Source organism: Paracoccus aeridis (assembly GCF_004923205.2).
GTDB classification, from domain to species: Bacteria; Pseudomonadota; Alphaproteobacteria; order Rhodobacterales; family Rhodobacteraceae; genus Paracoccus; species Paracoccus aeridis.
Genome location: NZ_SELD02000064.1, coordinates 1 through 25,431 on the forward strand (window position 1 = coordinate 1; position 25,431 = coordinate 25,431).

The window sequence follows — 25,431 nt, forward strand, 5'->3', positions numbered from 1 at the left end:
CAAAAGCCTACTTCAGGGAGGACCACTTTTCAGGGGGCAGACCATGGCGTGCCCTCCGGCTTGTCAAGGTCGCCGGAGACGGATTGCGAGGATTGCACTGCCCGGCGTTGGGGGGATGTCACGACGTGGCGCAATAATATCTCGCCAGACGACGAGCGCCGCACTTCGATCAGCGCACCGACCATGTCCTTCAGATGCTCGTCGGGGATAGCGAATTCAAAGCCATGATGCCCGGTTCCAAAACCGGCGCTCTGAACATCCTGGCGATGGCGGTCCGCTATCAGTGCTGTGCCCACAGGGGCGCCGCGCAGCAGGATATCCACGGTCAGGGGAACGTCACTGTCCTCGTCCTTGATCCACCCGAAGATGACCCCGTCCTTGACCCGGTCAATATGGCCAAGGCGCGCCACCCCGACATAGGACCCCTTACCGTCTCGGCGCGCTCCACCTAGCCGGCGCAGGTTGAGGGCAGAAATCTTCAGGCCGTAGTTTTTCAATCCAGTCCCCAGGCAGAATGCTTTTGTGTTCGAACGGCTTCATGAGCAGTAAAAACGTGGCACTCGGGAACTGTGTCCTCGCGACATATCTCCCAGAACGGGATCGTGAAAGGGTTGCTTGGCCTCTAATCGCCCCCTGCGACATTTTCGTCCCGGTTGGCGGTCTCCCCGCTCAGAGCGGATCGCGAAGATCAAGCGCGTGCGACCTGTGGATGTTCGAGCGGGTCGTGTCCGGCCGAAGGCGCGCGCGGAAGCCCGTCGAGAAGCAGTCCCGGCACGAGCCGCCTCGCCGGCTCATTGCCCCGCACTGCTGTGCCTTCCTGCGTCGTCCTGCGCACTGGGCGCACCTGTTGGCTTGCCGTCGAATTCTAGAACCAACCGGCCGATTGCCCTTGTTTTCCTTCGCAGTCTGCTGCTATCCCCCCCGGCGGAGCGGTGGCCGAGTGGTCGAAGGCACACCCCTGCTAAGGGTGCAGGCGGGAAACCGTCTCGAGGGTTCGAATCCCTTCCGCTCCGCCACTTGCCCCAGCGAAAGCGTTCTCCCGATCCGGCTGCGGCCGGATTTTTCCGTTGTTTTCGAGGGTTATGCGGGTGGGGCTGAGCACTGGCCTCGGTGCCAGGAGGCCCGGAAGCGGTCTCTCAGGCTCGATATTCTCTGGACCTGTTGCCTGCGCGGATTTGGTGAAGTTTTCCAAGGCCCTGAAAATGCGGATTTTTTTTTCATGCCCGGCTGAACACTTCGATTTCAGGGGCATCTACCGGATGGAACACAAATCGAACATGTGACTGCCCGAAGCCGATAGACGCGGCCGCAACTCAACTATAGGCTTCTCCCGATCTAGCAGGCAACTGGACGGAACGGGCCAACCGTATGGCAGCACAGGATAATCAGAATTTCGAGGGCCAGTTCTTCACTTGGTTGAAGACCTTCCTTAAGGACAAAGGGCTACAATTCTCCAGGTGTGGTTTCAAGACCGGAGATGGGCTTGGCGAACGCCATGAATTTGATCTCGCTGCTGGGTATTGGAAAGAGCCGAACTATTCCGCGAACAAGCCCCCGCGCTGGATCTATCGTATAGTTCCAGAACCCGTCGGGCTTCGCGCTGAAAACCCCGCTGGCGGTCCCTTCAACCTTGGTGCGATCAACACGGCGCAGGAGGACAAGGCGGGCGTAGTATTCCGTCTTGTGCCGCTGATTCAGCAGGGGCCGGGTGACTTTGTCCAAGACAAAGACTTTGAGGTTCACGCGCTATTCGTTTTTCACGGCGCAACCCCACAAGGGTCATCTGCCGAACCGTTCAATTTCGATCCCGCGACGGGAACGATGCGCTTCAAGGGGACCTCTCTGGAGTACATCGGCTGCGGACTGCTCGGTCTGATGCCCCGCAACACTGAGTTGAAGATCATAGAAAACGGTATGGAGCGCACGATCACTTATGGAGATGTGATCGACGCACTCGCAGCGGACATCAAGTGCGCGCCGGTAGGAAAGCCAGCTTCTCCAATTCCGGTCTACGATCTCACAGCGCAAGCCGAACTTGATAGACTCAAGAAAATGGTCGCGGACGCTTGGGCGGCCGCCGGGCCTGTGACGCCGAAGAATGTTGCAGTCGCTGCAGTTGCGGGCGACGAAAATGGCGATGACGACGAAATTATCCCACCCGCGTCGCTCGAGATCCCGGAGAACACGGACCTTCTTGGGATCGATCCCGCTGTATATCGCCAAATCAATGCGGCGCTGAAATCGGGCAAGCAGCACATCATGCTGTATGGTCCACCTGGAACCGGGAAGACAACTCTCGCGCGCTGGATTGCAGCAACCCTCACTGGCGGGAAGTGGACCCTCGTGACAGGTTCGTCAGACTGGAGTTCGCAAGACATCATCGGGGGGTACCAACCAGTAGGCGCTGGCGCCGTTGCCTTCATTCCTGGCGTATTGCTTCGTCGCTTTGATCGTCCGCTGATCATCGACGAACTTAATCGCTGCGACATCGATAAGGTGATCGGTCCGCTCTTTACTGTCTTGAGTGGCCAGCAGACCACTTTGCCCTACCGGCTGAACATCGAGGATAAGGATAGCCCGCAATATGTGATCTTGCCAGAAAGCAAGCCCTCGGCAGAGACATACGAGTTCGCGCCAGGCCCGCACTGGCGGCTGATTGCTACCATCAATTCCATCGACAAGGCCGCTCTGTATCAAATGTCCTATGCCCTCAGCCGCCGATTTGGCTGGGTCTATGTCGACGTGCCGCGCGACACGGCTGGTTTCATTGAGTCTTTTATCAGAAAGTCTGATCCAACTTGGGCTGGGCCTGCTGCGGGCGCACCTTGTCCGCTTGGCGCTTTCTGGGCGGCCATCAACAAGGTTCGTGTCCTTGGACCCGCCCCGATCATTGATGCAATCAAGGCGGTCCAGGCGATGGATGATGGCGCAGACTTCTTCGCTGTCCCTACGCCCTCGATGCGAGAGGCTTTGCTCGATGCGGTGGACATGGTGTTGCTGCCGATGCTCGACGGGATTGTGGTCCAGGATGCCGACTTCCTTGCGCAAGCGGCTGTAGACGCCTTCGGCCTTGATGCGGACTCCAGTGATCGGATCAAGCGGCGGATGGAGTCGGTTGCGGTCTGATGGAGGGGATCGACCGAGCGATTTCCGACTTTGCAGCAGGAATCTTTCTCCGGCATTTCCGGTCTGGGACGCTTCTCGGTGCTGACCGGCCGTCGCTTGACCTTGCCCGCGATCTCGAACTCCTTCGCGCGCACTGGGCGATCTCAGCGCCGGTTCGGGAGTTCGTTCAATATCTCCTTGCCCATCGGCACGAAGCGCAGGCGCTGCTGCAATTCCAGAGACGAACAGATGACGCAGTCGCGCGCGGAAGGATCGATGCCCGGGCTTCGGTTATTGCACGAAGGGTGTCCGGGCACCCGTCTCTGATTGTTTCGGAAGAGCCTGTGAGATCGTTCAACACGGGGCCAAACCAAGTCGTCGCTTGGGTTGTGCACATGGCCGCGACTCATGCCGAGCGGCTGTTTGCGATGCAGCCCAAGAATTCGGCCTACGCTAGCCTGATTGAGGCGGCGATGGCGGAAATTTCAGCGGTGAAGCGGCTCGACGCTTTGCGAGAACCGCTGAAGCACGTGACGGCTGGACGAAGGCCGGGGCCAAACGCCGTAAGGGATGCAGCGCGGTCGCGACGACTGATCTATCGCTATGCGATTGCGGCCTACACGACGTTGACGGGGGTCGAAGCTGGCGACGAAGCCGCGCTTTCACGTGTCCTTCGAAGCACGCTCATCGGGCCACTTGAGGAGTGGCGTCGTTTCGAATTGGCCGTTGCGGCGGGACTCGGGGAAGCGCTGTCTGCGGAACTCGGCCTTCCGCTGCGTCTGTCTGTACTTGATGCTCGGCCAGGACAGCCAGTCTTGCGCTGCGGGCGGTACTCGGTTTTCTGGCAGTCAGGTGGCGGTCTGTATGTGCCACCTGCGCTGGAGCCATCTGATCTGCGGCTTGAAGCCGTTCTCGCTGCATACGGGATGGCTGCAGCAGCGGATCGTCCGGACCTGGTAATTGTCGACGACGAAGCTGGAAGCGTGGCGGCCATCGTCGAGGTCAAGTATCTGGCGGGCGATACGGCAAATGCGCGTTTCCGTGAAGCCGCGGGTCAGATCGTTCGGTATGGGCGGGGATATTGTGGCGAAGCCGAATTGCCCTCGCTGATCCGCCGGTCACTGATTGCTCTAAGCCGTGAGGTCCCCTCACTCATCGATGACACAGCAGACGCGCCCCGTGCGGTGGACTTCGGAGGAATACTGGATGGGCGGCTCAATTCTTGGGTCAGGGAGCGCCTTTTTGCTTAAGCCCATTGAGGGTTGGAGCAAGTTCGCCGCGCAATTTTATCTCAACGGCGCGAGCGGCGGCGGCATCTGCAGCGGGGAGCACCCGAACCTCGCAGAACTGCCGGATGTGCGCACGGCAACGCCGCCCGGCCTCTTGGGGGGAACGTGGCAGATCAGCGGGATCAAGGATCCGATCAAACAGGAGATACTGGGCAAACATATTGACGACCTGCCCGCTTGCGTGGTCACGGAGCCGTCGCCTGAGCGATCCTTTTCCGTCGCGCCCGGCCATGCCAACGTAGATCACTTCGTCTTCGGCAAAGATGACATACACGCCGGGCGTGTCGGGCACGACCGACCAGTCGGTCGTGCCCATGGGAACAGGTGGTCCAAAGCCATTATCGTCGAGTATCCCGTGAAAGTTCACTCGGCGGCGACTTTCGGCTCGGTTGCCTTCTTGCGCATCGAAGCGGGGCGTTGCGCACCTCCATCCTCAAAGAGTGGCACCGCTTCCTCATCGACCGGCCGTGCGCAGGGCGAGGCGATCTCGTATGGTACGCCGCGCTCCTTGGGCAGAGGCTGGACGGTCGGCACGAAGCGAGCCTTTGCCCCGAGCAAATATTCCTCAGAAAGCTCACAACAGACCCAGCGTCTGCGCAGATTCTCCGCAACGACACCGGTCACGCAGGAGCCGCCGAATGGATCGACCACCAAATCGCCGGGATCGGTCAGGAAGCGGATGAAGTACTCCGGCAACTGCGTAGGGAAGCGAGCGGGATGGATGGCAATGTTCTCTGCGCGGCACTGATCTTGGTAGCGTCCATTGGATTCCGTGTTCGCGATGGCGAGCAAGTTGGGTGGGACTGATCCGCCATTGTCCTTGCTGAACTTGTCGGAAATATCATGTCCCGAAGGGCGCAACTTCGCGGTATATCCGTTCTTCAGCAAGTGCTCCATTGACTTGGAGTATGGCTGCAGAATGCGCTTGTTGTTCGCTTTTGGGTAAGGAGTCTTTGCAAGCCACCAGACGGTGTTCACGGCATCCTTGACGCGGACGCGACGCACGTTCACCCATTCAGCGGGGGTCGGTAGCTTCGACGGATTCCACCAGTAGTGCTCCTGGCACAAGTGAAAGCCGTATTCCTCGACCAGCATCACCAAGAGCTTGAAGTGATAGAGGCTGCGCGTCGGATGGCCGGGCTTCCAAGCTCCACCGATATCGATGACCAGACTTCCGCTGTCCTTTAGGACACGATGAAAGCCTTCAGCAAATGGCCGAAACCAATCACAATACTGATCGGCATCTTCGTTTCCGTAACTCTTTTTGCGAACGAGGCCGAAAGGCGGACTGGTCATGATCAGGTCTACGCTATTCGGCTTCGCCTTGCCGAAAAGGTACCCCCGACTGTCGCCCCACAGAATCTCTCCGTTGTCCGTGGTGAGGAAGGGCTTCACGAGGGATTTGGGGTATGCGCGGGCGTTCGTCTCGATTGCACTTGTTCGACTGCTTTCCTTGCCCAGATGCTCCGAATGCAGGAAGCGAATGTACTCACTGACGTTCTTGTATCCCCTCGTTGCCGCAGCCTCTTCGAATGCCGCGCGTTCCTCCTCCGTCAGCCGGATGTTGGTGAACTTTGTTCTAGGATTCTCTGCTCTTGGTCGCGCCATTAGTACTTTCCCTCGTGTCACGCGAACAACATAGCTCTGGGTTTTCCGTAACACAACAACCAAGAGGCTAAAGCGTGGCACAAAAACCCGTCCCCGGGTGAATCTGGTCTGTGGCGGTGGTGCACTGGAGCGCGACCCTCTGCTCAGCCCAATCGACCGGGGGAGTTTCCATCAGCCGCGCCAGCGTCACCTCCGTTCCCTGCCTGCCATCAAGGATCGCCTCGACGATGTCTGGCGCGAACAGGGTCAGGCGCAGGACCCGGGTCATGTAAGAGGGCGCGATTCCCTCGCGCTCGGCTAGTTCGGCGATGGTGGCGAACTCTCCCGACTCGAGCATCCGCTTCCAGCGGAAGGCGCGGGCTAGCGCCTTGACCAGCGTGTTGTCCATCCGCTGCGGTTGCACGGCCCCCTTTGGCAGTTGCATCTCCTTCCGCCCACCGCGCTTCACGACGCGGAACGGGACGTGGAGCGTCACAGTCTCGAGGATCGGCGACCCACGGCTCATGCAACCTCTCCGATACTGCCAGCCAGCATTTCGCGCGCGAGTCCGCTGAGGCCATCAACGCGCAGCCGGACGTTGAGCCCGTCGATGGCAATGTCCACGCGTTCGACCATCATCGCCACGATGCGCGCCTGCTCGGCGGGGAAGAGTTCCTCCCACAGCGGGTCAAGCTCCCGCAGCGCGGCTCGCGCGTCGGCCTCGGTGATGCCGTCGGCGTGGATGAGGGCGGCCTTCCACGTGCCCGCCACGATCTCAGGCTGGCGGAACACGGCGCGAAGCTGGTCGATGACGGCGGCTTCGATCTCACCCGCGGGCACGCGGCCGACCGGGCACGACCCAGCGCCATGCTTCAGCACCGTCTGGCTGGCATAATAACGGTAGAGCCTGTCGCCCTTGCGCGTATGCGTCGGTGAGAACGCGGCGCCATCGGGACCGAACAGCAGCCCCTTCAGCAGCGCGTGCGTGTCGGCGCGGGTGCGCGCGGCGCGCTTGCGCGGGCTCTCCTGCAGGATGGCGTGGACGCGGTCCCACGTCTCGCGGTCGATGATGGCGTCGTGCTCGCCGGGGTAGCTGTCGCCCTTGTGAACCGCCTCGCCGATGTAGGCGCGGTTGCTGAGCATTCGATAGATGTATTTCTTGTCGATCCGGTTGCCGCGCGGCGTCCGGATGCCGCGTGCGCCGACCTCTCGCGCCAGTTCCGTGCAGGACCCGATCTCGAGGAAGCGGGCGAAGATCCGGCGGACATGCTCGGCGGTGTCCTCGTCGACGAGCAGCTTCCGATTTTCCACGCGATAGCCGAAGGGCGGCACACCGCCCATCCACATTCCCTTCTTCCGGCTGGCGGCGACCTTGTCGCGGATCCGCTCGGCCGTCACCTCGCGCTCGAACTGGGCGAAGCTGAGCAGGATGTTCAGCGTCAGCCGTCCCATTGACGTGGTGGTGTTGAACGACTGCGTAACCGAGACGAAGGTCACGCCGTTCCGGTCGAAAACCTCCACCAGCTTGGCGAAATCCGCCAGCGAGCGGCTGAGGCGGTCGATCTTGTAGACCACCACCACGTCGACCAGCCCGTCCTCGATATCCTCCAGCAGCCGTCTCAGGCCGGGGCGTTCGAGCGTTCCCCCCGAGATGCCACCGTCGTCATATTGATCGCGGACCAGCACCCAACCCTCGGACCGCTGGCTGGCGATGTACGCCTCGCAGGCCTCGCGTTGAGCGTGGAGGCTGTTGAACTCCTGCTCCAGCCCCTCCTCGGAGGATTTCCGGGTGTAGACCGCACAGCGCAGCTTGCGGACGATCTTGGATTTCTCGGGCGGCTTCGTCATGTCCGCCCCCTGTGGTTCTTCAGCCCGAAGAAGGTCCACCCGTTCCAGCGCGTGCCGGTGATGGCGCGGGCGATGGCGGAGAGCGACTTGTACGGCCGCCCCTGCCATTCAAAGCCGTCGGCGGTGACGGTGACGATCTGCTCGACGCCCTGCCACTCGCGGAGCAGCCGCGTGCCGGTGATGGGGCGGTCGCGGTCTGCGCGGATGCCGCGCTTCGTCCTGTTGCCGCCGTCAAGTTCCTCGCCCAGCCGCTCCAGGCGCCGGATCGTCTCCGGCTTCAGCCCGCCATAAGCAAGTTTCTGGATGCGGTAGGCCAACCGGCTCTCCAGGTAGCGGCGGTTGAACGGCGGCGGCTCGCTGTCGAACAGGTCGCGCCACTGCTTCTTCAGGTCGGGCGTCGGTGTGGTCTTCAGCGCGGCCAGGCGCGCGGGGATGGGATCGGGCTTGTTCATGCATTTCTCCGGTGAGTTGGAGTTGCATGACGGCATTGGTCGGGCGGATAGTGTAGGCAACGTTCTCCAGTATCGTCAGATACTTCGCCCCCATCCCGCATCCGCAACCGAACCAGCCCGAGCGCCAGCAGGCCGCACAACTCACTGCGGCGCTCGGCGGGCGTCATCTGGTCGGGCGGGAGCGGATTGGGGCGTTTCATGCGGGCCTCGGAGCAGTCGTCTCCTCTGGCCTCTACTCGTCGATGTCGGAAACCGTCCCAGCCGATCCCGCGCAGGTTGATGAATCACGCGAAAGAACGTATCAAGAACACTGGTTTTGCAGGAAAGGGGATTCGTCGTGGCCGGCAATTTGAAGAAATTCGTGAACCCCCGGTTCATCAAGACCATCGATCTCGGCCTGATGAAGCCGCTGCTGGCGCGGCACGAGGGCAAGTACAAAGGCTTTTCCGTCGACCTGCTGGACCAGGAGGAGGATGCCGCCCGCGAGGCGCTGGAGAAACTGCTGACCGGCGCCGAGGACAGTTATCCCGAGGGGCTGCGCGGCGATCTGCACCGCATCGCGGAACTGGGCGATGCCCGCGGCCTCGAAATCATCCAGGCGCAGGCCGCGCGTCAGGGCGTCGATCTGTTCCCCGACATGAAGACCGGCGACAAGGACGCGCCGAACAAGGCGCATGATCCCAAGCACATCGCTGTCCGGGTTTTTCTGGAGCATCCAGACCTGTTTGACGCGGCCGCCGACCACATGGCGATGCTCACCGCCGATCGACTGCATGAATATGCCGGGCGGGAACGTGGCGTCGCGATCGATCTGACGGCGGAGAAGGTCGAGGCGTTCCGGGCGGCCGTTGCCGCGCTCTTTCGTGACGCCTTTCTTGGGGACTACTGTCGGGTCGGCGACTACGACGACGATGACGAGATCAACCTCGTGGTCAGCCACGGCTCCATGGTCTCGACCATGCCGGTCGTCGAGGGCCAGGTCGAGCGGGTCATCAGCGTTCGCCAGATTTCCCACGCCGTGCTGCGATACTCCGAGAACACCGGCATGCTGCGAATGGCCCGCATCCGGAAGGCGCATCAGCCCGAGATCGCGGAACTCTTCGCCTCGATCATCCTCCACAGGCCCGGCTTCTTCGACGGCGACGATGCGCAGGATCTCTATACCCTGCGCCCGGTTGAACTGGCCGGATCGGGCTTCGCCTTCGATGCCGCCTACGATCCGCTGATCGACAAGGTGCTGATCATCGAGGCGGCGGCGGACCTGATGGCGCCCGGCAAGAAGGGGTATCCCCGCGTGGTGCGCACGCTGCGGTCGCGGGATCTCGGCGGTGACGCGCTCCAGCATTTCGGCAGCACGCCGGTCTCGTTCGCTGGTGCCTGGCGGCTGGGCGAGCTCGTGTTCCGAATCCTGTTCAAGGGCGACGGCAAGCGCCAGCCACAGGTCACGGTCAAGCTGCGCCCCCCGGGCGTCGTGCAGTTCCGCCGCACCCAGCATGAGGCGCGGGTGATGAAGCTGATCGAACGGAACGGGCTGATGAATGACCAAGACGATTTTGAGGTTGTTGACGCGGCTGAGTGAGGCTGGCGACGACGCGATCCTGCCCGGCGAGCTTGCCGCGCCGTTCTTCGGTCCGGTCTTCGACCGGCTGTTGGCGAAACGTGTCCTCGTCGAACAAGCGCCGCTTGCCGATTGGGACGTCTGCGATGCCTGCGAGTGCGGGCTCCCCTGCCGGCCGATCCGGAAAGCGGGCGATGGATATCGTGCTGAGTGCCCGCTCGACCGACGACAGGACATCGAGTTCACCGAAGACGACTTGCGCGTATTCCGAATTGGCAGTGAGGCGCTGGCATCTGTGATCGGCTTGGCGGCGGGGTTCCAAGCGGCCCCGAAGCTGGCGGCGGGTAAGGTCTGGCGGCTCGGCGACACGTCATCTGGTCGGGCGGTGTTTCTTGCGCTGGAGCCCGCAGCCCTGACCTGCGACGGCATCATCGCAACGTTGCGCCAGGCCGCGCAGGGCTCGGACATCACGATCCTCGCACCGGAATTGCCAGCGGAGGCGGCGCGGCGACATCACGATGCGGGCGTTCATCTGATCGAAACCCTCGCGGTGCTGATGCCTGTCTCGGATGGTCTCGGCGCCGCAATCGACGTCGCGGCTCTGGCGCCGATCCCGCTGTCGTCCGTGCTTCGCGTTCGGAGAACGGCGGCCGAGGTTCAATGGGACGGTCGCTCGGTCATTCTGTCGCGTCAGATTTTCCCCGTGTTCGAGCGCTTGCTCGAGAAGGCGCTGTCGCGCGATCAGGTCGCCTCCGGATCCCATGTCGAAGGCACGACGGCGCGCGAGGCCAAGGATCTGATCCGCGAGCTGCGCGACGCGTTCAAGGCTGCCGGGTTCACCGATGCCGAGAGCAAGGCTCTGGTCGTGACAGTGCGCAACCGGGGCTACCGGCTAGGCATCCCGGCATTCGAAATCGCGGTCGAAGCCTGAGCCGTCGTCAATCTTCCCACGGCTCATCGAAGTCCATGGCTTCAAGACCTGGTTGTCCGTAAAATGCTTGGCGATGCAAATGAATATTCACTCGCGCGGCAACGTTCTTCTGTGGGGTGTCAATGCCAATTTCTTCGTTTATGGCAGTCTGAAAAATCATTTCTTCGCCCCATATGCCTAAGTTTCCATCCCACACACCACTATTTTCAATCAACTCTTCTGCTGCGGCTTCAAAATCCCATTCATCATCCTTGTTTCGGACGATGTACCAAGCCCCATCTTTGGGATAGTCAATACGGTCAAGCGGCCGGTTTGCGAAACCGCCGTCTTCACGGGGGCGCGTACTCCCCCAATCACCATAAATAACTCTCGCTCGGTTCGACCGCCGCAAGATTTGGTCGACAAGTTGGCGGTTGCTGAATGGAACTGGAGTCACACCGCTGAACGTCGAAAACATCTTCGGCATCGACGTGCAAGAAAGAACCACCGGTACTGTGGCGTCAATTTCTTGTAGACTCTCGGCGATAACGCCGTCGAACCATACGGCAAGGCTCAGTGGATCCCTTGTCCATCCACCTTCCAAAATAATTGCAAAGTCAGCCGCGCCTCCGGCTGCAAAAGCTGCCACGATCTCTTCGATGTTGCTCGGAAACCGGTCTCGAACAATTCTCATACAATAGCGACGCCCTAGTGCCTGTATTGCTCCAATCTGCTCGCGAAGCTCTGCCTCACTCTGCCCCCTGGATTGAATGCAGGGCCAAACCCATTGGTGACGTTCCACGAACTCAATCCAGTTCGAGTAAGCGCGATCAGGCTCCATCAACCGGGCGAGCTCCTGCTGAGGAGCACTTTCCAAGTTGGTGAATTGGTAGTCTCTGTCTATGTCTAGGAAGTAATTCCGATTTGGAAAGGCCCGTTCAACGCGGTCGATCGCTCTGTCTAACGAGCTTGAATTGGCCCAAGGCGCAAGCAAAATACAAGGTGTCATCCTGTCTTTCGTTGCGCCTGGCAAGAACTCAAGCCCATTCATTTCACTAGCGCGAATGGCCAATGTTGGAACGTAGCTCTTGTTCTCAAGGACCATTCTTAATCACTCACACTTCTGCGAACGTGGACAATCTGATTTCCATCGCGGCTTTTGATACTTGGAACCGTGCTGCAAGACTTTCTATCGTCGCTTCCGTGACGACACCATCAAACTCTTCTTGCAGGACCTTTTGGACAAGGGCCATTGGCATGACGATATCCGCTGCCAGCCTGTTTGCCTCATACTCGATGCGCTCTGGTTCCCCTGAGCGGTAAAGAACGTTGTCCTTGATCCCGTCAGGCGAGCTATCAATCACCGATTTGTGCAGCAAAAAGTGGGCAAGTTCGTGCGCAATCGTAAACCTCTGGCGCTCACGCGCCTCATGTCGGTTAACGCGAATAAGGTAGTGGCCATCTTCCCGCGTGATCTGCCCAGAAACACCGGTACTCATACTGGAGACCTTGATCGAAACTCCGAGTTCCTTTGCAAGGTGCCCCAACCTCACAGGGTATTCCGAAAGGTACCTGTTCAGAATTTCCTTTGTAGGATCCTGTATTCTCTTGTACTCGCGTGACGTCATGTTTCTTCCTCCTAGCGTTCGCCTGTGTCGTCCGGATCAAAGTCCTCGTCCAGCTCGCCTTTTGGTCCCTGTGCGAAGGCGATTTCATCGATTCGGGCCTTGATCGCTTCGTCGGACAGTTTCTCACTGACGAGCTCATTCACTTTCTTGCTAGCGGCCTTTAGCGCCTCGTCCTTGATCTCGCGGAACGTATACGCTGCAACTATGCCGATGCCGATCGCCACCGCTGCCAGGACAGCCGTGACCGCTGTCATCATCGCGGACATGAACCCCAGATACGTGGGCATGGCGATTGCAGGTTCTTGTAGCGTGCCAGGAACACCGTCGATCGCGTCTACCACACCGAGCGAAAGAAGCAGGTAGCCTAGAACCACACCGCCCACGATACAGGCTATGTAGCCGACCGCCTTCATTGCTCAGCCAGTACCTGTTCAGGCATGTTACCCCTAACCTCAATGATGTTCTTTTTTTGTTCCCGTCAAGCGGAATCCTCGTAATGCTGACAGTTTCTTGCTGATTTGGCCAGCGTAGAAGGGCGCGCCGAAGATTTTGAACCGACCGCACAAAGCTGGCTGGGGCTCGAACTGGCAAAGCCTTAGCCACCCGTAAGAACGGCAGCAGCCACCAAACCCCCACCTTATTCCCACCCCGTTCCCACCTGCGCGCCGACCGCATCCGGCACCTTGGGCTCATCAGAAACGATGACCGAGGCGCACAGCGATGCAGATCGAACTTTCCCCCGACGACATTGAAACCATCATCCACGAGGCCGATGCGGCGGCGCAACGGCTTCGGCGCAAGCTCACCCTGCCGGTCTGCGAGCGCGAGGATCTGGGTCAGGACCTCCTGGTCGATCTGCTGCGCCGCTTGCCCGCCTACGACCCCTCACGCGGCAGCATCGGCGCCTTCGCCAACATCGTTCTGCGTAACCAGTCCTCGCGGATCGCGATGCGCCATCACCGCCAGCGCCGTGCGCAGGGTGGGTCGCTGCTCTCGCTCGAGGTTCCGCTGGCCGGTACCCGCGAGCCGGTCGGCGACACGCTGACCGAGGACGACGGGCTTGCCGCCTGGCACGGCCAGACCTGCTGCGCCGCGGCCGTCACCGAACTTCACCACGCCCTGCAGGCAGCCCTCGCGCGGCTTCCGGCCGAGGATCGCCGGTTCTGCGCGGCGCTGGCGCATCGCCCCGTCAGCGCGCTGGCGGCCGAGGGTTTCGGCAGCCGGTCCGCGCTCTACCGCCGCCTCGCCGATCTCCGCCACATCCTCACCGCCCACGGTCTCGGTCCCGCCTGGGACGATCTCGCTGCGGCCTGAGTAGAGGCGAAAGGAGGAGATCATGTTCATGGGCACCACCCCCTTCATCACGGTCCGCGCCCGCCGACCGCTCACCGAGATCGAGTTCTGCGCCTGGGTGGCGCAGGCCGTGCCGGGTGACCGGCTGGAATACCATCGCGGCTTTCTGACGCTCGATCGTTGTCAGGGATTGTCCCGCTTCACGACCGAAGAACGCACAAGGCTGACCTGGCTAGGCGCCCGTGCGTTCTGGGCCGCCGAACAGGGCCTCGTGCACCTGGTTCAAGAGCGCTTGGGCCCCGACCAGTTCGCCTACATCGCCGTCGCCCGCCCCAAGCCGAAGGCCGCAGCCGTGTCGCTGTCCGCGCTCCTGCTCGCCGAGCAGGGGCAGCCCGACCACGCCACCGGTTCGAGTGGTCGGGCTGCCGCGTGACCACCGCCTTCCAATCCCTCTTTGCCGATCATGGAGACCCTTACATGCCGTTCCCCGCGAACACCCCCACCGTCGACGACCTGCCGGGCCTCGGCTTGCAGGACATCGCCCAGCTGCCTGTCGAATTGCTGGCCATCCTGCAGCGCGATGTCGATGAGCGCATCAAGCGTGACAAGGCCGCGAAGGCCCGCCTCGATGGCGCGCTGACGGTCCGCTACGCCACCCGCGCCGCCGACGAACGGCAGGCGGCGGGCAAGGACACGGGCACGATCCGCTTCGACGACGGCGATTTCACCGTCGTCGCCGATCTGCCGAAACGGGTCGACTGGGATCAGGATCGCCTCGCCGCCATGGTCGAGCGCATCCGCGCCGCCGGGGACGATCCCGCGCAGTATGTCGACATCGCGTTCAAGGTGCCCGAGCGCAAATACGCCGCCTGGCCCGATGCCATCCGTGCCGGTTTCGAGCCCGCGCGCACCGTCCGGCCCGGCACGCTGAAGATCGAGATCGTCCCGCAGGGGGGCGATCAATGAGCCTGCGCATCATATCCGCCGACGACCGGCTGCGCGAGGCGCAGGGCAAGACCACCATGGCGCTGTTCGGGCCGAGCGGCGCGGGCAAGACCACGCTGTTGAAGACCCTGCCGCCCGCCGAGACGCTCTGCATCGATCTGGAGGCGGGCCTCAAGTCCGTCCAGGACTGGCCGGGCGACAGCATTCCGATCCGCCGCTTTGCCGACGCGGTCGACATCGCCTGCCTGATCGGCGGCGCGAACCCGGCCGCCCAGCCCGAGGAGCATTTCTCGGAGGCGCACCACGCGCATCTGCGTGCGCAGCATCCCAAGCTGGCCGAGAAGATCGATACCAAGCGCATCATCTTTGTCGACAGCATCACCGACCTGACGCGCCAGGCCATGGCATGGGCCAAGACCCGGCCCGAGGCGCTGTCGGAACGCACCGGCAAACCGGACACGCGCGGCGCTTACGGGCTCTTGGCGCGCGAGGTCATCGGGCTCTTGAAGCACCTCCAGCATGCGCCCGGCCGCACCGTGATCTTCGTCGGCATCCTCGAGAAGGTCGTCGACGACATGAACCGGGTGACCTGGCAGCCGCAGATGGACGGCGGAAAGGTCGCCCGCGAGCTCCCCGGCATCGTCGATCAGGTGCTCACGATGAGCCTGTTCACGCAGGATCCCGGCGCGGGCCCCGATGCGCTTCCGACCTGGCGACACGATCCCGACAAGGGCAACGCGCGCCGCCTCGTCTGTCAATCCGGCAATCCGTTCGGCCTGCCGGCCAAGGACCGCAGCGGCAGGCTCGACCTGACCGAGCCGCCCGATCTCGGCGCGCTCCTCACCAAGATCAATCAACCCCGGAAAGGATAACGACATGACCTTCGACATGAACGACGTGGAGCCGCAGCAGTCCGGCGACCTGATCCCCGACGGCACCTTCGCCAAGCTGGTGATGACGCTGCGCAAGGGCGGTACCGACGGATCGAGCGACGCGGATCGCGGGCTGCTCAAGCCCTCGAACCAGCCCGGCAGCGACGTGCTGATGCTCGACGCCGAGTTCACAGTCGCCGAGGGCCCGCATGCCCGGCGCAAGTTCTGGCAGAACTTCACGGTGCAGGGCGGGAAGCTCGACGAGCAGGGCCAGTCGATTGGCTGGAAGATCTCGAAATCGACCTTCCGCGCGATGATCGACAGCGCGCTGGGTCTGAACCCCGAGGACATGAGCGACGCCGCTAAGGCCAAGCGGGTGCTGCGCGGGCTCGCCGATCTCGACGGCATCAGCTTCGTGGCCAAGATCCAGATCGAGCCGAGCCGCAACCCTGCCTACAAGGACGCCAACAAGCTCGACCATGTCGTGCTGCCCACGGCGCCCGAGTGGCAGAAGGTGATGGCGGGCGAGCCCGTGCCCGCGCAGCCGTCGAACAAGCCCCGACCCGCCGCAGCAGCTGCGCAGCCCGCGACCCCGGCATGGGGCCAGCCGCAGGCGGCCTCCACACCCGTGGCGCCTGCCTGGGGTGCGCCGTCGGCTCCCGCCCAACCCGCCAACCAGACGCCGCCCACCGCCAAACCCGGCAACGGCCCGGCCTGGCTGAACCCGTGAGCCCGGACGAATGGCAGGCGCATGTCACCACGGAGGCGGCACTGGCGATGGGACGCTGGCTCGAGGCGCGCGGGCGTCTCGACCGTCCCATCGCCAGCCTGACCCGGCGCGATCTGGAATGCATGGCTTCGAACGCCATCAGCCGGTTCATCGTGCGGTCCTCCGAGCGCCGGACCGCGGCCCCGGACAAGGAGGAGCGCGACACGCTGGACCTGCTGCTCATGGGGTGAGCGGCGTCTCGGAAAGGCGGCGGGGGAGCGTTTCAGCCGCGAACGGGCGGAGCCATCCTTCGCGCGCCGATCTCGCCCGGCGCGTGCCCTGCGCTCACTGCGGCCGCGAGGCCCGGGGCTTCGGCTACTGCCACGGCCTGCGCTGGGACCGCCACCCTCATTACCGCTTCTGCTCGATGGCTTGCCTGATGGCGGGCTCGGCCAACGCCAAAAGGAACCACGGCATGATCGACAAGACCGACATGGAGACGCGCGCCATCGTGGAGGCCCGCCGGATGCTCGCCGAGGCGCTGACGGAGATGGGCCTGATGGAGCCCTTCTTCGACCGCCCGGCCGCGGACATCGACCGCGTGATCGAGGCCTGCGTCGACGGCTTTCAGGCCTCGATGCAGCGCCAGTCCGACAACGGCGATGTGCCGTTCTGAGGGGGTGCGGATGCTGGTCGATTTCAATCACGGTTCGGGCTTTGTCTATGGCCGCGACGCCTCGGATCCCGAACCCCTCGGCGCGCGGATCAACGGCCGCATCGATGCTGCGCTGGAGGCCGAACGCGAGGGCCAGCGCCCGCGCAACTATCTGGGCGCCAGCCGCATCGGCGAACCCTGCGCGCGGCGGCTGGTCTACGAGGTCACCCACACGCCGCCCGATCCCGGCAAGGATTTCGAGGGGCGCGTTCTTCGCATCTTCGCGGCCGGGCATGTCTTCGAGGATCTGGCGATCCGCTGGCTTCGGCAGGCCGGATTCGATCTGCGCACGCAGACGCAAGCTGGCGGCCAGTTCGGTTTCGAGGCGGCGGGCGGGCGCATTCGCGGCCATGTGGACGGCGTGATCGTCGATGGCCCGGAGATCGGCCTCGAATGGCCCGTTCTCTGGGAACACAAGGCGCTGAAAGCCTCGTCCTGGTCCGACACGGCGAAGAAAGGCGTGCAGCTCTCGAAGCCGATCTATTTCGGCCAGATGCAGATCTACATGGCCTACATGGGCCTCGGGTCCGCGCTCTTCACCGCGCTGAACAAGGACACCTGCGAGCTCTACCACGAGCAGGTGTCGTTCGATCCGGCCGCCGCGCAGGCGCTGTCGGACAAGGCGGTCGACGTGCTGCGCGCCGCGGACGCAGGCGATCTGCTGCCCCGCATCGCGACCAGCCCCGACTTCTTCCTCTGCCGGTTCTGCCCCTTCGCCGTCCGCTGCTGGGAGGACCGGGCATGACCGTCACCCTTTCTGATACCCAAGGCCGCGCCATCGCCGCGATCCGCGACTGGTACGAGACGCGGCGGCACGACCAGCAGATCTTCCGACTGTTCGGCTATGCCGGGACCGGCAAGACCACCATCACCGCCATGGCGATCGAGGCGCTGGGGCTGGAACCCATGACCCCGGGCGGGCTTGGCGGGGTGCTCTTCGCCGCCTTCACCGGCAAGGCGGCGCTCGTCATGACGCGCAAGGGCACGCCCGCGCAGACCATCCACAGCCTGATCTACCGCGTCTCCGAGGCGACGCCGGAAGAGATCGCGCGCGCGACCGAAGATCTGGCGGCGTTGCGGCGCGACCTGCCGCGCATGGGCCCGGCCGAGCGGGGTTTCGCGATGACGCGCATCGCCCAGCTCGAACTGCGCCTCGAGGACATCCACCAGCCGAAATTCCTGATCAACGAGCAGTCGATCCTGCGCGACGCGGACCTCCTGGTGCTCGACGAGGTGTCGATGGTGGGCAAGGAGATGGCCCACGATCTCATGGCCTTCGGCAAGCCGATCCTGGTGCTGGGCGATCCGGGGCAGCTGCCGCCCGTGAAGGACACGGGCTTTTTCACCGAGACCGTGCCGGACGTGATGCTGACCGAGGTGCACCGCCAGGCGGGCGACAGTGCCATCCTGCGGCTCGCGACGCTGGCCCGCGAGGGACTGCCGATCCCACCCGGCGCGCATGACGACCATGTCTGGAAGATGTCGCGCCACGAGGTCGGTCCCGCGCAGATGCTACAGGGTGGTCAGGTGATCTGCGGCACCAACTCGACGCGGCGCTGGCTGAACACCGCGATGAAGCGCGCGGCCGGGTTCGGTGCCGATTTTCCGACAGGCGGTGGCGAGAAGATCATCTGTCTCAAGAACCGCCACGATCTCGGGCTGATCAACGGCATGTTCCTGACACTCACCGAGGTGCGGCAGGATCCGGACGACGCCTTCGCCTTCAGCGCGATGGTCGAGGCCGAGGACGGGATCAGCATCGGCGGGCGGCAGAGCTTCTGGCGCGGCGAGTATGCCGATCATGTCGCCTACGACCCCGAGCGCGGGCGGCGTGAATGGCAGATCCGGCGCGGGCTGATCGAGTCCAGCTGGGGCTACGCCATCACCTGCCACAAGTCGCAGGGCTCGCAATGGGAGAACGTCGTCGTGTTCGACGACGGCTTCGGACGCAGCGCCGCCGATCGCAACCGCTGGCTCTACACCGCGATCACGCGGGCCGAGAAAGGTCTGGTGATCCTTGCTTGACCTCAACGACGCCAAACCGCTCGGCGGCGAGCCTCTGCGCTACGATCTCGATCTGGTGGTGGCGCGCCTTCGCGAGACCGCCGAGATATGGGTGCCACGCCTGTTTCCGCGCGGGCGCAGGTCGGGCGACGAGTGGCGGCTCGCCAACATCCGGGGCGACGCGCCGCGCAATACCGGCTCCTGTGTCATCACCCTGCGCGGTGCGCACGCTGGAGACTGGATCGACTTCGACGGCAATCAGGGCGGCGGCCCGATCAGCGCCATCGAGGAAGCGACCGGTCTCGACGGCCGGGCGCTGATCGTCGAGGCAGCAGAACTCGCGGGCATCGCGCCAGGCGCACCGGAACGCCGCGCACCGCCGACGCCGCCCCCATTGAAGCGCGATCCCGCGCTGGAGATCGCGCACATCCTGACGGGTGCGGAGCCGATCACGGGCTCTCCGGTCGCGCGCTATCTGACGGGGCGCGGTCTGACCGTGCCCGAGGCCGCCGATCTGCTGTTTCATCCGGATCTGACCCATTGGGAAACCAAGACGGGCTATCCGGCCATGCTTGGACAGGTCCGCGACCGCGATGGCGCGGTCATCGGCCTGCACCGCAGCTACCTCGCCACCGATGAGGTGGCGGTCACCAAGGCGCCGCTCGACAAGGCGAAGAAGATGCTCGGCCGTGTCTCTGGTGGCGCGGTGCGTCTCGCCGATCTCGGCGACGGCGATCGGCTTGCGCTTTCCGAAGGGATCGAGACCGGCCTCGCGGTGATGACCGCATGCCCCGATCTGCCGGTCTGGGCGACGTTGTCGACATCGGGCCTCGAACAGGTCGATCTGCCGCCTGGCGTCCGGCGCGTGCTGATCCTGGCCGACAACGACACCTCCGGGGCCGGTCTGCGGGCCGCCGAGGCCGCCGCCCGGCGCCTGCGCGCGCAGGGGCGCGACGTGGCCGTCGTCTTGCCGCACGAGGAAGGCGAGGATTTCAACGACCTGCTGCTGCGCGAAGGGTCCGAGGCTGTCGCGGCCCTGATCGCCGATGCGGAGGCCATCACCGAAACCGAGTCGACACTGCTGATCGGACAGCACCGACCGATCAATTATCAGGGCAGCGGCGAGGCCATCCCCACACTGCGCGCCGACGAGGGCGATCTCGCCCGCTCGGTGGAGCGGGTGTGGAGCCTGCTGATGGCTTCGAACCGGACGCCATGGGTGTTCCGTTTCGCCGGGCAGCCGACATGGGTGGTGCCCGACGACGAGGGCCGTCCGGTCGCCACCGCGATTACCGAGGAACGCTTGCGCCACATGCTGGCGCGGCTGGCGCACTGGAAGAAGCTGAACGGTAAGGGCGAGCTGGTCGCGGCCCCGCCGCCGATCGCCGTGGTCAAATCCGTGCTGGCCACGCCCGACCCCGCGCTGCCCGTGCTGGTGGGCATCGTCAACACACCCGTCTTTGGCCGGGGCGGCACGCTGCTGACCACGCCGGGCTATCATCCCGACGCGCGGCTTCTCTATGCCCCGACGCCCGGGTTTGTGGTGCCGACCATTCCGGCCAAGCCGTCAGCCGCCGAGGTTGCCGCCGCCCGCAATCTGCTGTGCGAGGATCTGCTCGGAGACTTCCCCTTCGTCGGTCCCGCCGAGATGGCGCATGTGATCGCGCTGCTGCTGCTCGGCTTCCTGCGCGGCATGATCGACGGGCCGACGCCGCTGCACCTGATCGAGAAGCCCAGCCCCGGCTCCGGCGCCACGCTCATGGTCGATGCCGTGGCCACCATCCTCACCGGCTCGGGCGCGAGCGTCATGACCGAGGGGCGCGACGACGACGAATGGCGCAAGCGCGTCACCGCCAAACTGCGCCAGATCCCCACCATCGTGCTGATCGACAACCTGCGCGCCAAGCTCGACAGCTCCGCCGTCGCGGCCGCCCTGACGGCGCCCTTCTGGGAGGACCGGATCCTCGGCGCATCGGAAATGGCGCGGCTGCCGATCCGCTGCCTCTGGATCGCCACCGGCAACAACCCCGAGTTCTCCAACGAGATGGCCCGCCGCCTCCTGCGCATCCGGCTCGATCCTCACGAGGAGCGCCCCTGGCAGCGCACCGGCTTCCGCCATCCCGATCTTATGACATGGGTGCGTGCCAACCGCCCCCGGCTGGTCGCCGCCTGCCTCACGATTTGCCAAGCGTGGATCGCCGCCGGAAAGCCGCGCGGCGCGCGCACCATCGGCTCCTTCGAGAACTGGGCGCATGTCGTGGGCGGCGTGCTCGATGTCGCGGGCATTCCCGGCTTTCTCGGCAATCTCGACGAGATGATGGAGGCCTCCGACAGCGAGGGCGCAGGCTGGAGCGCCTTCATCGCCGCCTGGTGGGACCGGTTCGGGACTGCCGAGGTGGGCGCGGCCGACCTCTTCGACGTGGCCCTGTTCTGCGATCCGGCGCCCCCCATCACCGGCCACACGGACCGCGCGCAGAAGACCAGCTTCGGGATCGCCATCAAGAAGATGCGGGACCGGGTGTTCCAGGTGGGCGATCTGACGCTCAGGCTGGTGCAGGCGGGCACGTTTCGGCGGGCGGTCAAGTGGCAACTGAAGGTCTCCGAGCAGACGTCGCGCCCTCAATCCGGCGCACGAGGGCCCGGCGCGTGTGAACCTCGGGGCGCGGGTGTGAACCTCCAGAACCGAGGTTCACACGATCAAGCCATTGATCGGACGAGAAAATGTGAACCTTGTGAACCTTGTGAACCTCTCCCAACCCTTACGCACGCGCGCGCGCACGCACATGCGAAGGATGATGCCGGAAAAGGTTCACAAGGTTCACGAGGTTCACAAAGCCCCGTGAATTCAGAGCCTTGTCGGTGTGAACCTCCGTGTGAACCTCCCGCGGCAGGTTCCCGAGGTTCACCCGTCCCCGATTGGCTGCGGGAGCTCGATCCATGAGCCCCGCATGCCCTGACCATCGCCCCATCGAGCAGCAAACCGGAAAGGAGCCCATCATGGCCCACGTATCTCTGACCCCGACACCCATGAGCGCCCCGTGCCCCGGCGTGCCGGTCATCCTCGCCCTAGATCTCGGCACCACGACCGGCTGGGCCTTGCAGGCTGCGGACGGTCTGATCACCAGCGGCACCGTATCCTTCCGACCGAGCCGCTATGACGGCGGCGGCATGCGCTACCTGAGGTTCCGGGGCTGGCTCGAGCAGCTGGCTCACGACGCTGGCGCCATCACCGCCATCCATTTCGAGGAGGTGCGCAGACACGTCGGCACCGACGCGGCCCATGTGTATGGCGGGCTGCTGGCCACGCTGACGTCGTGGGCGGAGACCGCGGGCGTCGCCTATCAGGGCGTGCCGGTCGGCACCATCAAGCGCCACGCCACAGGCAAGGGCAACGCGAACAAGGACGCCATGATGGCGGCCGCCCGGGCGCGCGGCTTCAGCCCCGCCGACGACAACGAGGCCGACGCCATTGCGATCCTGCTTTGGGCGCTGGAAACGCGCGGAGGTGTGCAATGAGCGGCATGCGGTTCACGCCCAAGGGCTACGGCGGTCACCGCCGCAACCCCGACGAGGTCAAGCGCGACGGCTGGAGGGAACAGGGCCTGCTGGCCGTCGCCATCGACGACGACCGCCTGACCTGGCCCGAGCGGGAGCTGGTGCGCCAGCTCGGCGAGCGGCTCTACGGCAAGCGGGAACGGGAGGCGCGTCATGGGTGAGTGGACCACAGCACAAGTGCAGGATCGGCTGGAGCTCGCGGCGGGCGTGATGCGGCAGATGCCGGGCGTGATGCCGCAGGGCTTCTTCAACGCCTGGCCGGAGTATTTTCACAGCTTCGCAGACAAGGTCGGTCAGGAACCGCAGATGCGGCGGCCAAGGCCGAGCCCGCGACAGATCACGCAGGCCGAGGACGCGATGCTCTGGCTGCGCTGGCTGGAGCCCGAGGATGGGCGCCTTGTCTGGGCCCGCGCAGACGGCATGGCGTGGAAGCCGATCTGCTGGCAGTTCGGTCTGTCGCGCACGGCCGCGACCAAGCGCTGGCAGTACGGCCTTGCGGTGATCACCTGGCGCCTGAACGGTCGCGTCCCGTCGCCCCGGCGCTCGCAGCAGTTCGTCATCGAAAACGCCAATCGCCTGTCAAGAAAAATCGTCCTCTGAGGAAATTTTCGGGTGTACATCGCGGGGCCTTACACATTTCGACGAGGCCGTTAGAAAACCAATATGCTCGGGAGAGGAGCGCGCAGGCAGAGGCCGCGCCGCTGGCTTCCGGGGTCCAGTGAGGGTCCGGCCGAGGTCCAATGGGCTAACCCATTGAGTTCTTGGTTCCTTCCTGGCGACATTCGTATGCTGGCGGGCGAAGCGCGGGACATCGCCAGCGTCAGGGTCGGATTTTTGGGAAGCCACCCGGAAGCCGGAGCCACGCGCGCGCCGCGCAAACACCAATGAACGCTGGCCTTCCGACCGGACACCGCTGGTAGCCGCTGGACCCCGCTTGGAGTCCAGCGCGGCATCCGGAGTCCGGAAGCCACCGGCATCCACCCGACCTAGGAACCTTGCCCGCCATGACGCTGAGCTTTGCCCCGGAGGCGATCGAGACGTGGCCGCTGTCGCGCCTGCAGCCCTACGCGAAGAACGCGAAGGCGCACGGGCCGGACCAGGTCGCGAAGATCGCCGCCAGCATGGCCGAGTTCGGCTGGACCGTGCCGTGCCTCGTGGCAGAAGACGGGGAACTGATCGCGGGCCATGGCCGCGTGCTGGCCGCGACGCAGCTCGGGCTGACCGAGGCGCCGGTGATCGTGCTGGGGCATCTGACGGAGGCGCAGCGGCGCGCTTACCGCATCGCGGACAACAAGCTGACCGAACTCGGCAGCTGGGACGAGGCGCTGCTGTCGGCGGAACTGAACGACCTGCTGGCCGAGGATTTCGACCTGTCGCTGGTCGGCTTCTCCGACGGCGAGTTGGACAAGCTGCTGGCCTACGTCGCGGAAGACGACGGTGAAGAAGGTGGCGCCGGGGGCTCCGTGCCGCCGGTGACCATCCCAGAGCCGCCGCGCAACCCGGCGTCTCGGACGGGCGACCTCTGGATCCTCGGCGACCACCGTCTGCTCTGCGGCGACAGCACCAGCGCTGCCGATGTGCGCCGCCTGATGAACGGCGAGCGGGCGATCCTGTTCGCGACCGACCCGCCGTATCTCGTCGACTACGACGGCTCGAACCACCCGACCCGGAACAAGGATTGGTCGGCGTCCTACGGCACGACATGGGACGACAGTTCGCAGGGGGCGGAACTCTACGACGGCTTCATCGCGGCGGCCGTGGCCGAGGCGATCACGCAGGACGCCGCCTGGTACTGCTGGCACGCCTCGCGCCGTCAGGCGATGCTGGAGGCCTGCTGGGAAAAGGCGGGCGCCTTCGTCCACCAGCAGATCATCTGGGTGAAGGACCGCGGTGTCCTGACCCGGTCCCACTACCTCTGGAAACACGAGCCCTGCTTCATGGGCTGGCGCCGTCCGAACCGTCCGCCGAAAGTGGCCGAGCAGACGCTGCCCTCGACGTGGGAGATGCCGTCCTTCGCGAAGGACGAGCGCCCGGATCACCCGACGCCGAAGCCGCTGGACGCCTTCGGCATCCCGATGCGCCAGCATGTGGCGCGCGGCGGGCTTTGCTACGAGCCGTTCTCGGGGTCGGGTTCGCAGATCATGGCGGGAGAGGCCAACGGCCGCCGCGTCTTCGCTATGGAGATCAGCCCGGCCTATGTCGATGTCGCCGTGGAGCGCTGGCAGGCCGAGACCGGCCGCGACGCGACCCTCGATGGCGATGGTCGGACCTTCGCTGAGGTGAGAACCGAGCGGCTGGGCGACGACGCCGACTCTCCGGCCGATGCCCCGGCAACGGACGCCGCCCCCGAACCCGCGCGGAAGCGCAAGACCGCCGCGTGACATGCATGACCTGGCTTTACCTTCCTCCGGACGCGCTTCCGGAGCCGGAGACGCATGCCTCTTCGGGCTCTCCCTCTGCTCCGGCGCGGGCGGGCTCGATCTCGGGCTCGCCATTGCCATCCCCGGATATCGTGCTGTGGGCCATGTCGAACGGGAAACCTTTGCCGCAGCCACTCTCGTGGCGCGGATGGAAGACGCGTCCCTGGATCCGGCACCTGTCTGGGACGATATTGCCACCTTCGACGGCCGCCCTTGGCGCGGCGCGGTGGACATCGTCACTGCGGGCTATCCGTGCCAGCCGTTCTCGGTCGCGGGCAAGCGCCGGGGCGCGGACGATCCGCGTCATCTATGGCCCCATGTCGCCCGCATCATCGGCGAGGCCGAGCCGCCCTTCGTCTTCCTCGAGAATGTCGCCCATCATCTCCGCCTCGGCTTCCCCGAAGTCGCCGGCGGACTGGTCGGCATGGGCTACCGCCTTGCGGCAGGCCTCTTCACGGCGGCGGAAGTCGGTGCGCCCCACAAGCGCGAACGGCTGTTCATCCTCGCCATCCGCGAGGGGGACGAGTTGGCCGACCCCGCG

27 protein-coding genes, 1 tRNA gene and 1 pseudogene are annotated in these 25,431 nt (G+C 64.4%); 20 read left to right on the forward strand and 9 right to left on the reverse strand.

All coding sequences use genetic code 11. From position 1 onward, the window contains the following. Positions 1 to 29: 29 nt before the first annotated feature. A complete protein-coding gene (locus ELI80_RS14275) occupies positions 30 to 497 on the reverse strand; it encodes a hypothetical protein (RefSeq protein ID WP_136652993.1) in 468 nt (155 codons plus the stop codon). A 429-nt stretch (positions 498 to 926) separates the two neighbouring features. Here ELI80_RS14275 and ELI80_RS14280 point away from each other — a divergent pair. The 3 genes from ELI80_RS14280 to ELI80_RS14290 all read left to right on the forward strand — a co-directional run bounded on the left by ELI80_RS14280 (position 927) and on the right by ELI80_RS14290 (position 4,355). Then, positions 927 to 1,016: transfer RNA gene (locus ELI80_RS14280), tRNA-Ser, on the forward strand. Positions 1,017 to 1,368: 352 nt separating this feature from the next. After that, positions 1,369 to 3,126: an AAA family ATPase gene (locus ELI80_RS14285; RefSeq protein ID WP_136652994.1), complete on the forward strand. Its 1,758-nt coding sequence runs from the start codon at positions 1,369 to 1,371 to the stop codon at positions 3,124 to 3,126. Then, the gene (locus ELI80_RS14290; RefSeq protein ID WP_136652995.1) at positions 3,126 to 4,355 is read left to right on the forward strand and encodes a hypothetical protein; all 1,230 of its coding nucleotides are present in this window, start codon (positions 3,126 to 3,128) and stop codon (positions 4,353 to 4,355) included. Before ELI80_RS14285 ends, ELI80_RS14290 begins: the two co-directional genes overlap by 1 nt. On the opposite strand, the gene ELI80_RS14295 is transcribed toward ELI80_RS14290, so the two are convergent. The 5 genes from ELI80_RS14295 to ELI80_RS14315 form a co-directional block, all read right to left on the reverse strand. Beyond that, positions 4,333 to 4,710, reverse strand: a complete 378-nt coding sequence (locus ELI80_RS14295; RefSeq protein WP_114669034.1) for a GIY-YIG nuclease family protein — start codon at positions 4,708 to 4,710, stop codon at positions 4,333 to 4,335. The genes ELI80_RS14290 and ELI80_RS14295 overlap by 23 nt on opposite strands. Before the next feature lie 47 nt (positions 4,711 to 4,757). Then, on the reverse strand, positions 4,758 to 6,002 hold the full coding sequence (locus ELI80_RS14300; RefSeq protein WP_136652996.1) for a DNA-methyltransferase: 1,245 nt from the start codon (positions 6,000 to 6,002) through the stop codon (positions 4,758 to 4,760). 67 nt (positions 6,003 to 6,069) lie between these two features. Continuing rightward, positions 6,070 to 6,426, reverse strand: coding sequence for a hypothetical protein (locus ELI80_RS14305; RefSeq protein ID WP_438943078.1), 357 nt, complete (start codon positions 6,424 to 6,426; stop codon positions 6,070 to 6,072). 77 nt (positions 6,427 to 6,503) lie between these two features. Beyond that, the gene (locus ELI80_RS14310) at positions 6,504 to 7,829 is read right to left on the reverse strand and encodes a recombinase family protein (protein ID WP_136652997.1); all 1,326 of its coding nucleotides are present in this window, start codon (positions 7,827 to 7,829) and stop codon (positions 6,504 to 6,506) included. Next, positions 7,826 to 8,281, reverse strand: a complete 456-nt coding sequence (locus ELI80_RS14315) for a DUF2924 domain-containing protein (protein WP_136652998.1) — start codon at positions 8,279 to 8,281, stop codon at positions 7,826 to 7,828. The genes ELI80_RS14310 and ELI80_RS14315 overlap by 4 nt, the downstream gene beginning before the upstream one ends. 337 nt (positions 8,282 to 8,618) lie before the next feature. Here ELI80_RS14315 and ELI80_RS14325 point away from each other — a divergent pair, with 337 nt between their 5' ends. Together ELI80_RS14325 and ELI80_RS14330 are read left to right on the forward strand one after the other, a co-directional pair. Continuing rightward, on the forward strand, positions 8,619 to 9,860 hold the full coding sequence (locus ELI80_RS14325; protein ID WP_136653000.1) for a hypothetical protein: 1,242 nt from the start codon (positions 8,619 to 8,621) through the stop codon (positions 9,858 to 9,860). Continuing rightward, complete coding sequence (locus tag ELI80_RS14330; RefSeq protein ID WP_136653001.1) at positions 9,820 to 10,770, forward strand: winged helix-turn-helix domain-containing protein; 951 nt, start codon at positions 9,820 to 9,822, stop codon at positions 10,768 to 10,770. Before ELI80_RS14325 ends, ELI80_RS14330 begins: the two co-directional genes overlap by 41 nt. Before the next feature lie 7 nt (positions 10,771 to 10,777). Here the strand turns inward: ELI80_RS14330 and ELI80_RS14335 are convergent, their stop codons facing one another. The 3 genes from ELI80_RS14335 to ELI80_RS14345 are packed head-to-tail and all read right to left on the reverse strand — an operon-like array spanning position 10,778 to position 12,790. Next, entirely contained in the window at positions 10,778 to 11,854 is a 1,077-nt protein-coding gene (locus tag ELI80_RS14335; RefSeq protein ID WP_136653002.1) for a beta family protein, read from the reverse strand. Positions 11,855 to 11,864: 10 nt separating this feature from the next. Next, positions 11,865 to 12,377, reverse strand: coding sequence for an ImmA/IrrE family metallo-endopeptidase (locus tag ELI80_RS14340; RefSeq protein ID WP_136653003.1), 513 nt, complete (start codon positions 12,375 to 12,377; stop codon positions 11,865 to 11,867). An 11-nt stretch (positions 12,378 to 12,388) separates the two neighbouring features. Further along, positions 12,389 to 12,790, reverse strand: coding sequence for a hypothetical protein (locus ELI80_RS14345; RefSeq protein ID WP_136653004.1), 402 nt, complete (start codon positions 12,788 to 12,790; stop codon positions 12,389 to 12,391). A 307-nt stretch (positions 12,791 to 13,097) separates the two neighbouring features. Between ELI80_RS14345 and ELI80_RS14350 the strand changes: the two genes are divergently transcribed. From ELI80_RS14350 to ELI80_RS16480, 15 genes and pseudogenes are all read left to right on the forward strand, one after another. After that, the gene (locus tag ELI80_RS14350; protein ID WP_136653005.1) at positions 13,098 to 13,691 is read left to right on the forward strand and encodes a sigma factor; all 594 of its coding nucleotides are present in this window, start codon (positions 13,098 to 13,100) and stop codon (positions 13,689 to 13,691) included. Between the two features lie 22 nt (positions 13,692 to 13,713). Further along, positions 13,714 to 14,103 (forward strand): hypothetical protein, encoded by a 390-nt coding sequence (locus tag ELI80_RS14355; RefSeq protein WP_197717490.1) that lies wholly within the window; start codon positions 13,714 to 13,716, stop codon positions 14,101 to 14,103. Further along, a complete protein-coding gene (locus tag ELI80_RS14360; protein ID WP_236641517.1) occupies positions 14,100 to 14,636 on the forward strand; it encodes a hypothetical protein in 537 nt (178 codons plus the stop codon). The genes ELI80_RS14355 and ELI80_RS14360 overlap by 4 nt, the downstream gene beginning before the upstream one ends. Further along, positions 14,633 to 15,487 (forward strand): ATP-binding protein, encoded by an 855-nt coding sequence (locus ELI80_RS14365; RefSeq protein WP_136653006.1) that lies wholly within the window; start codon positions 14,633 to 14,635, stop codon positions 15,485 to 15,487. Before ELI80_RS14360 ends, ELI80_RS14365 begins: the two co-directional genes overlap by 4 nt. Before the next feature lie 4 nt (positions 15,488 to 15,491). Then, on the forward strand, positions 15,492 to 16,217 hold the full coding sequence (locus tag ELI80_RS14370) for a hypothetical protein (protein WP_136653007.1): 726 nt from the start codon (positions 15,492 to 15,494) through the stop codon (positions 16,215 to 16,217). Continuing rightward, on the forward strand, positions 16,214 to 16,447 hold the full coding sequence (locus ELI80_RS14375; RefSeq protein ID WP_136653008.1) for a hypothetical protein: 234 nt from the start codon (positions 16,214 to 16,216) through the stop codon (positions 16,445 to 16,447). Before ELI80_RS14370 ends, ELI80_RS14375 begins: the two co-directional genes overlap by 4 nt. A 224-nt stretch (positions 16,448 to 16,671) precedes the next feature. After that, complete coding sequence (locus ELI80_RS14380; protein WP_234184572.1) at positions 16,672 to 16,872, forward strand: DUF6511 domain-containing protein; 201 nt, start codon at positions 16,672 to 16,674, stop codon at positions 16,870 to 16,872. A 10-nt stretch (positions 16,873 to 16,882) separates the two neighbouring features. Next, positions 16,883 to 17,656 (forward strand): PD-(D/E)XK nuclease family protein, encoded by a 774-nt coding sequence (locus tag ELI80_RS14385; RefSeq protein ID WP_136653010.1) that lies wholly within the window; start codon positions 16,883 to 16,885, stop codon positions 17,654 to 17,656. Then, positions 17,653 to 18,936: an ATP-dependent DNA helicase gene (locus ELI80_RS14390; RefSeq protein WP_136653011.1), complete on the forward strand. Its 1,284-nt coding sequence runs from the start codon at positions 17,653 to 17,655 to the stop codon at positions 18,934 to 18,936. Before ELI80_RS14385 ends, ELI80_RS14390 begins: the two co-directional genes overlap by 4 nt. Then, positions 18,929 to 21,856, forward strand: coding sequence for a DUF7146 domain-containing protein (locus tag ELI80_RS14395; RefSeq protein WP_136653012.1), 2,928 nt, complete (start codon positions 18,929 to 18,931; stop codon positions 21,854 to 21,856). Before ELI80_RS14390 ends, ELI80_RS14395 begins: the two co-directional genes overlap by 8 nt. A 56-nt stretch (positions 21,857 to 21,912) precedes the next feature. Next, complete coding sequence (locus ELI80_RS14400) at positions 21,913 to 22,431, forward strand: hypothetical protein (protein WP_136653013.1); 519 nt, start codon at positions 21,913 to 21,915, stop codon at positions 22,429 to 22,431. Beyond that, positions 22,428 to 22,631, forward strand: coding sequence for a hypothetical protein (locus ELI80_RS14405; RefSeq protein WP_136653014.1), 204 nt, complete (start codon positions 22,428 to 22,430; stop codon positions 22,629 to 22,631). Before ELI80_RS14400 ends, ELI80_RS14405 begins: the two co-directional genes overlap by 4 nt. Continuing rightward, the gene (locus ELI80_RS14410; RefSeq protein WP_136653015.1) at positions 22,624 to 23,070 is read left to right on the forward strand and encodes a DUF6362 family protein; all 447 of its coding nucleotides are present in this window, start codon (positions 22,624 to 22,626) and stop codon (positions 23,068 to 23,070) included. Before ELI80_RS14405 ends, ELI80_RS14410 begins: the two co-directional genes overlap by 8 nt. Before the next feature lie 404 nt (positions 23,071 to 23,474). Then, positions 23,475 to 24,851, forward strand: a complete 1,377-nt coding sequence (locus ELI80_RS14415; RefSeq protein ID WP_136653016.1) for a site-specific DNA-methyltransferase — start codon at positions 23,475 to 23,477, stop codon at positions 24,849 to 24,851. Between the two features lies 1 nt (position 24,852). After that, a pseudogene (locus ELI80_RS16480) lies at positions 24,853 to 25,359 on the forward strand (DNA cytosine methyltransferase); the annotation flags it as partial. Between the last annotated feature and the right edge of the window lie 72 nt (positions 25,360 to 25,431).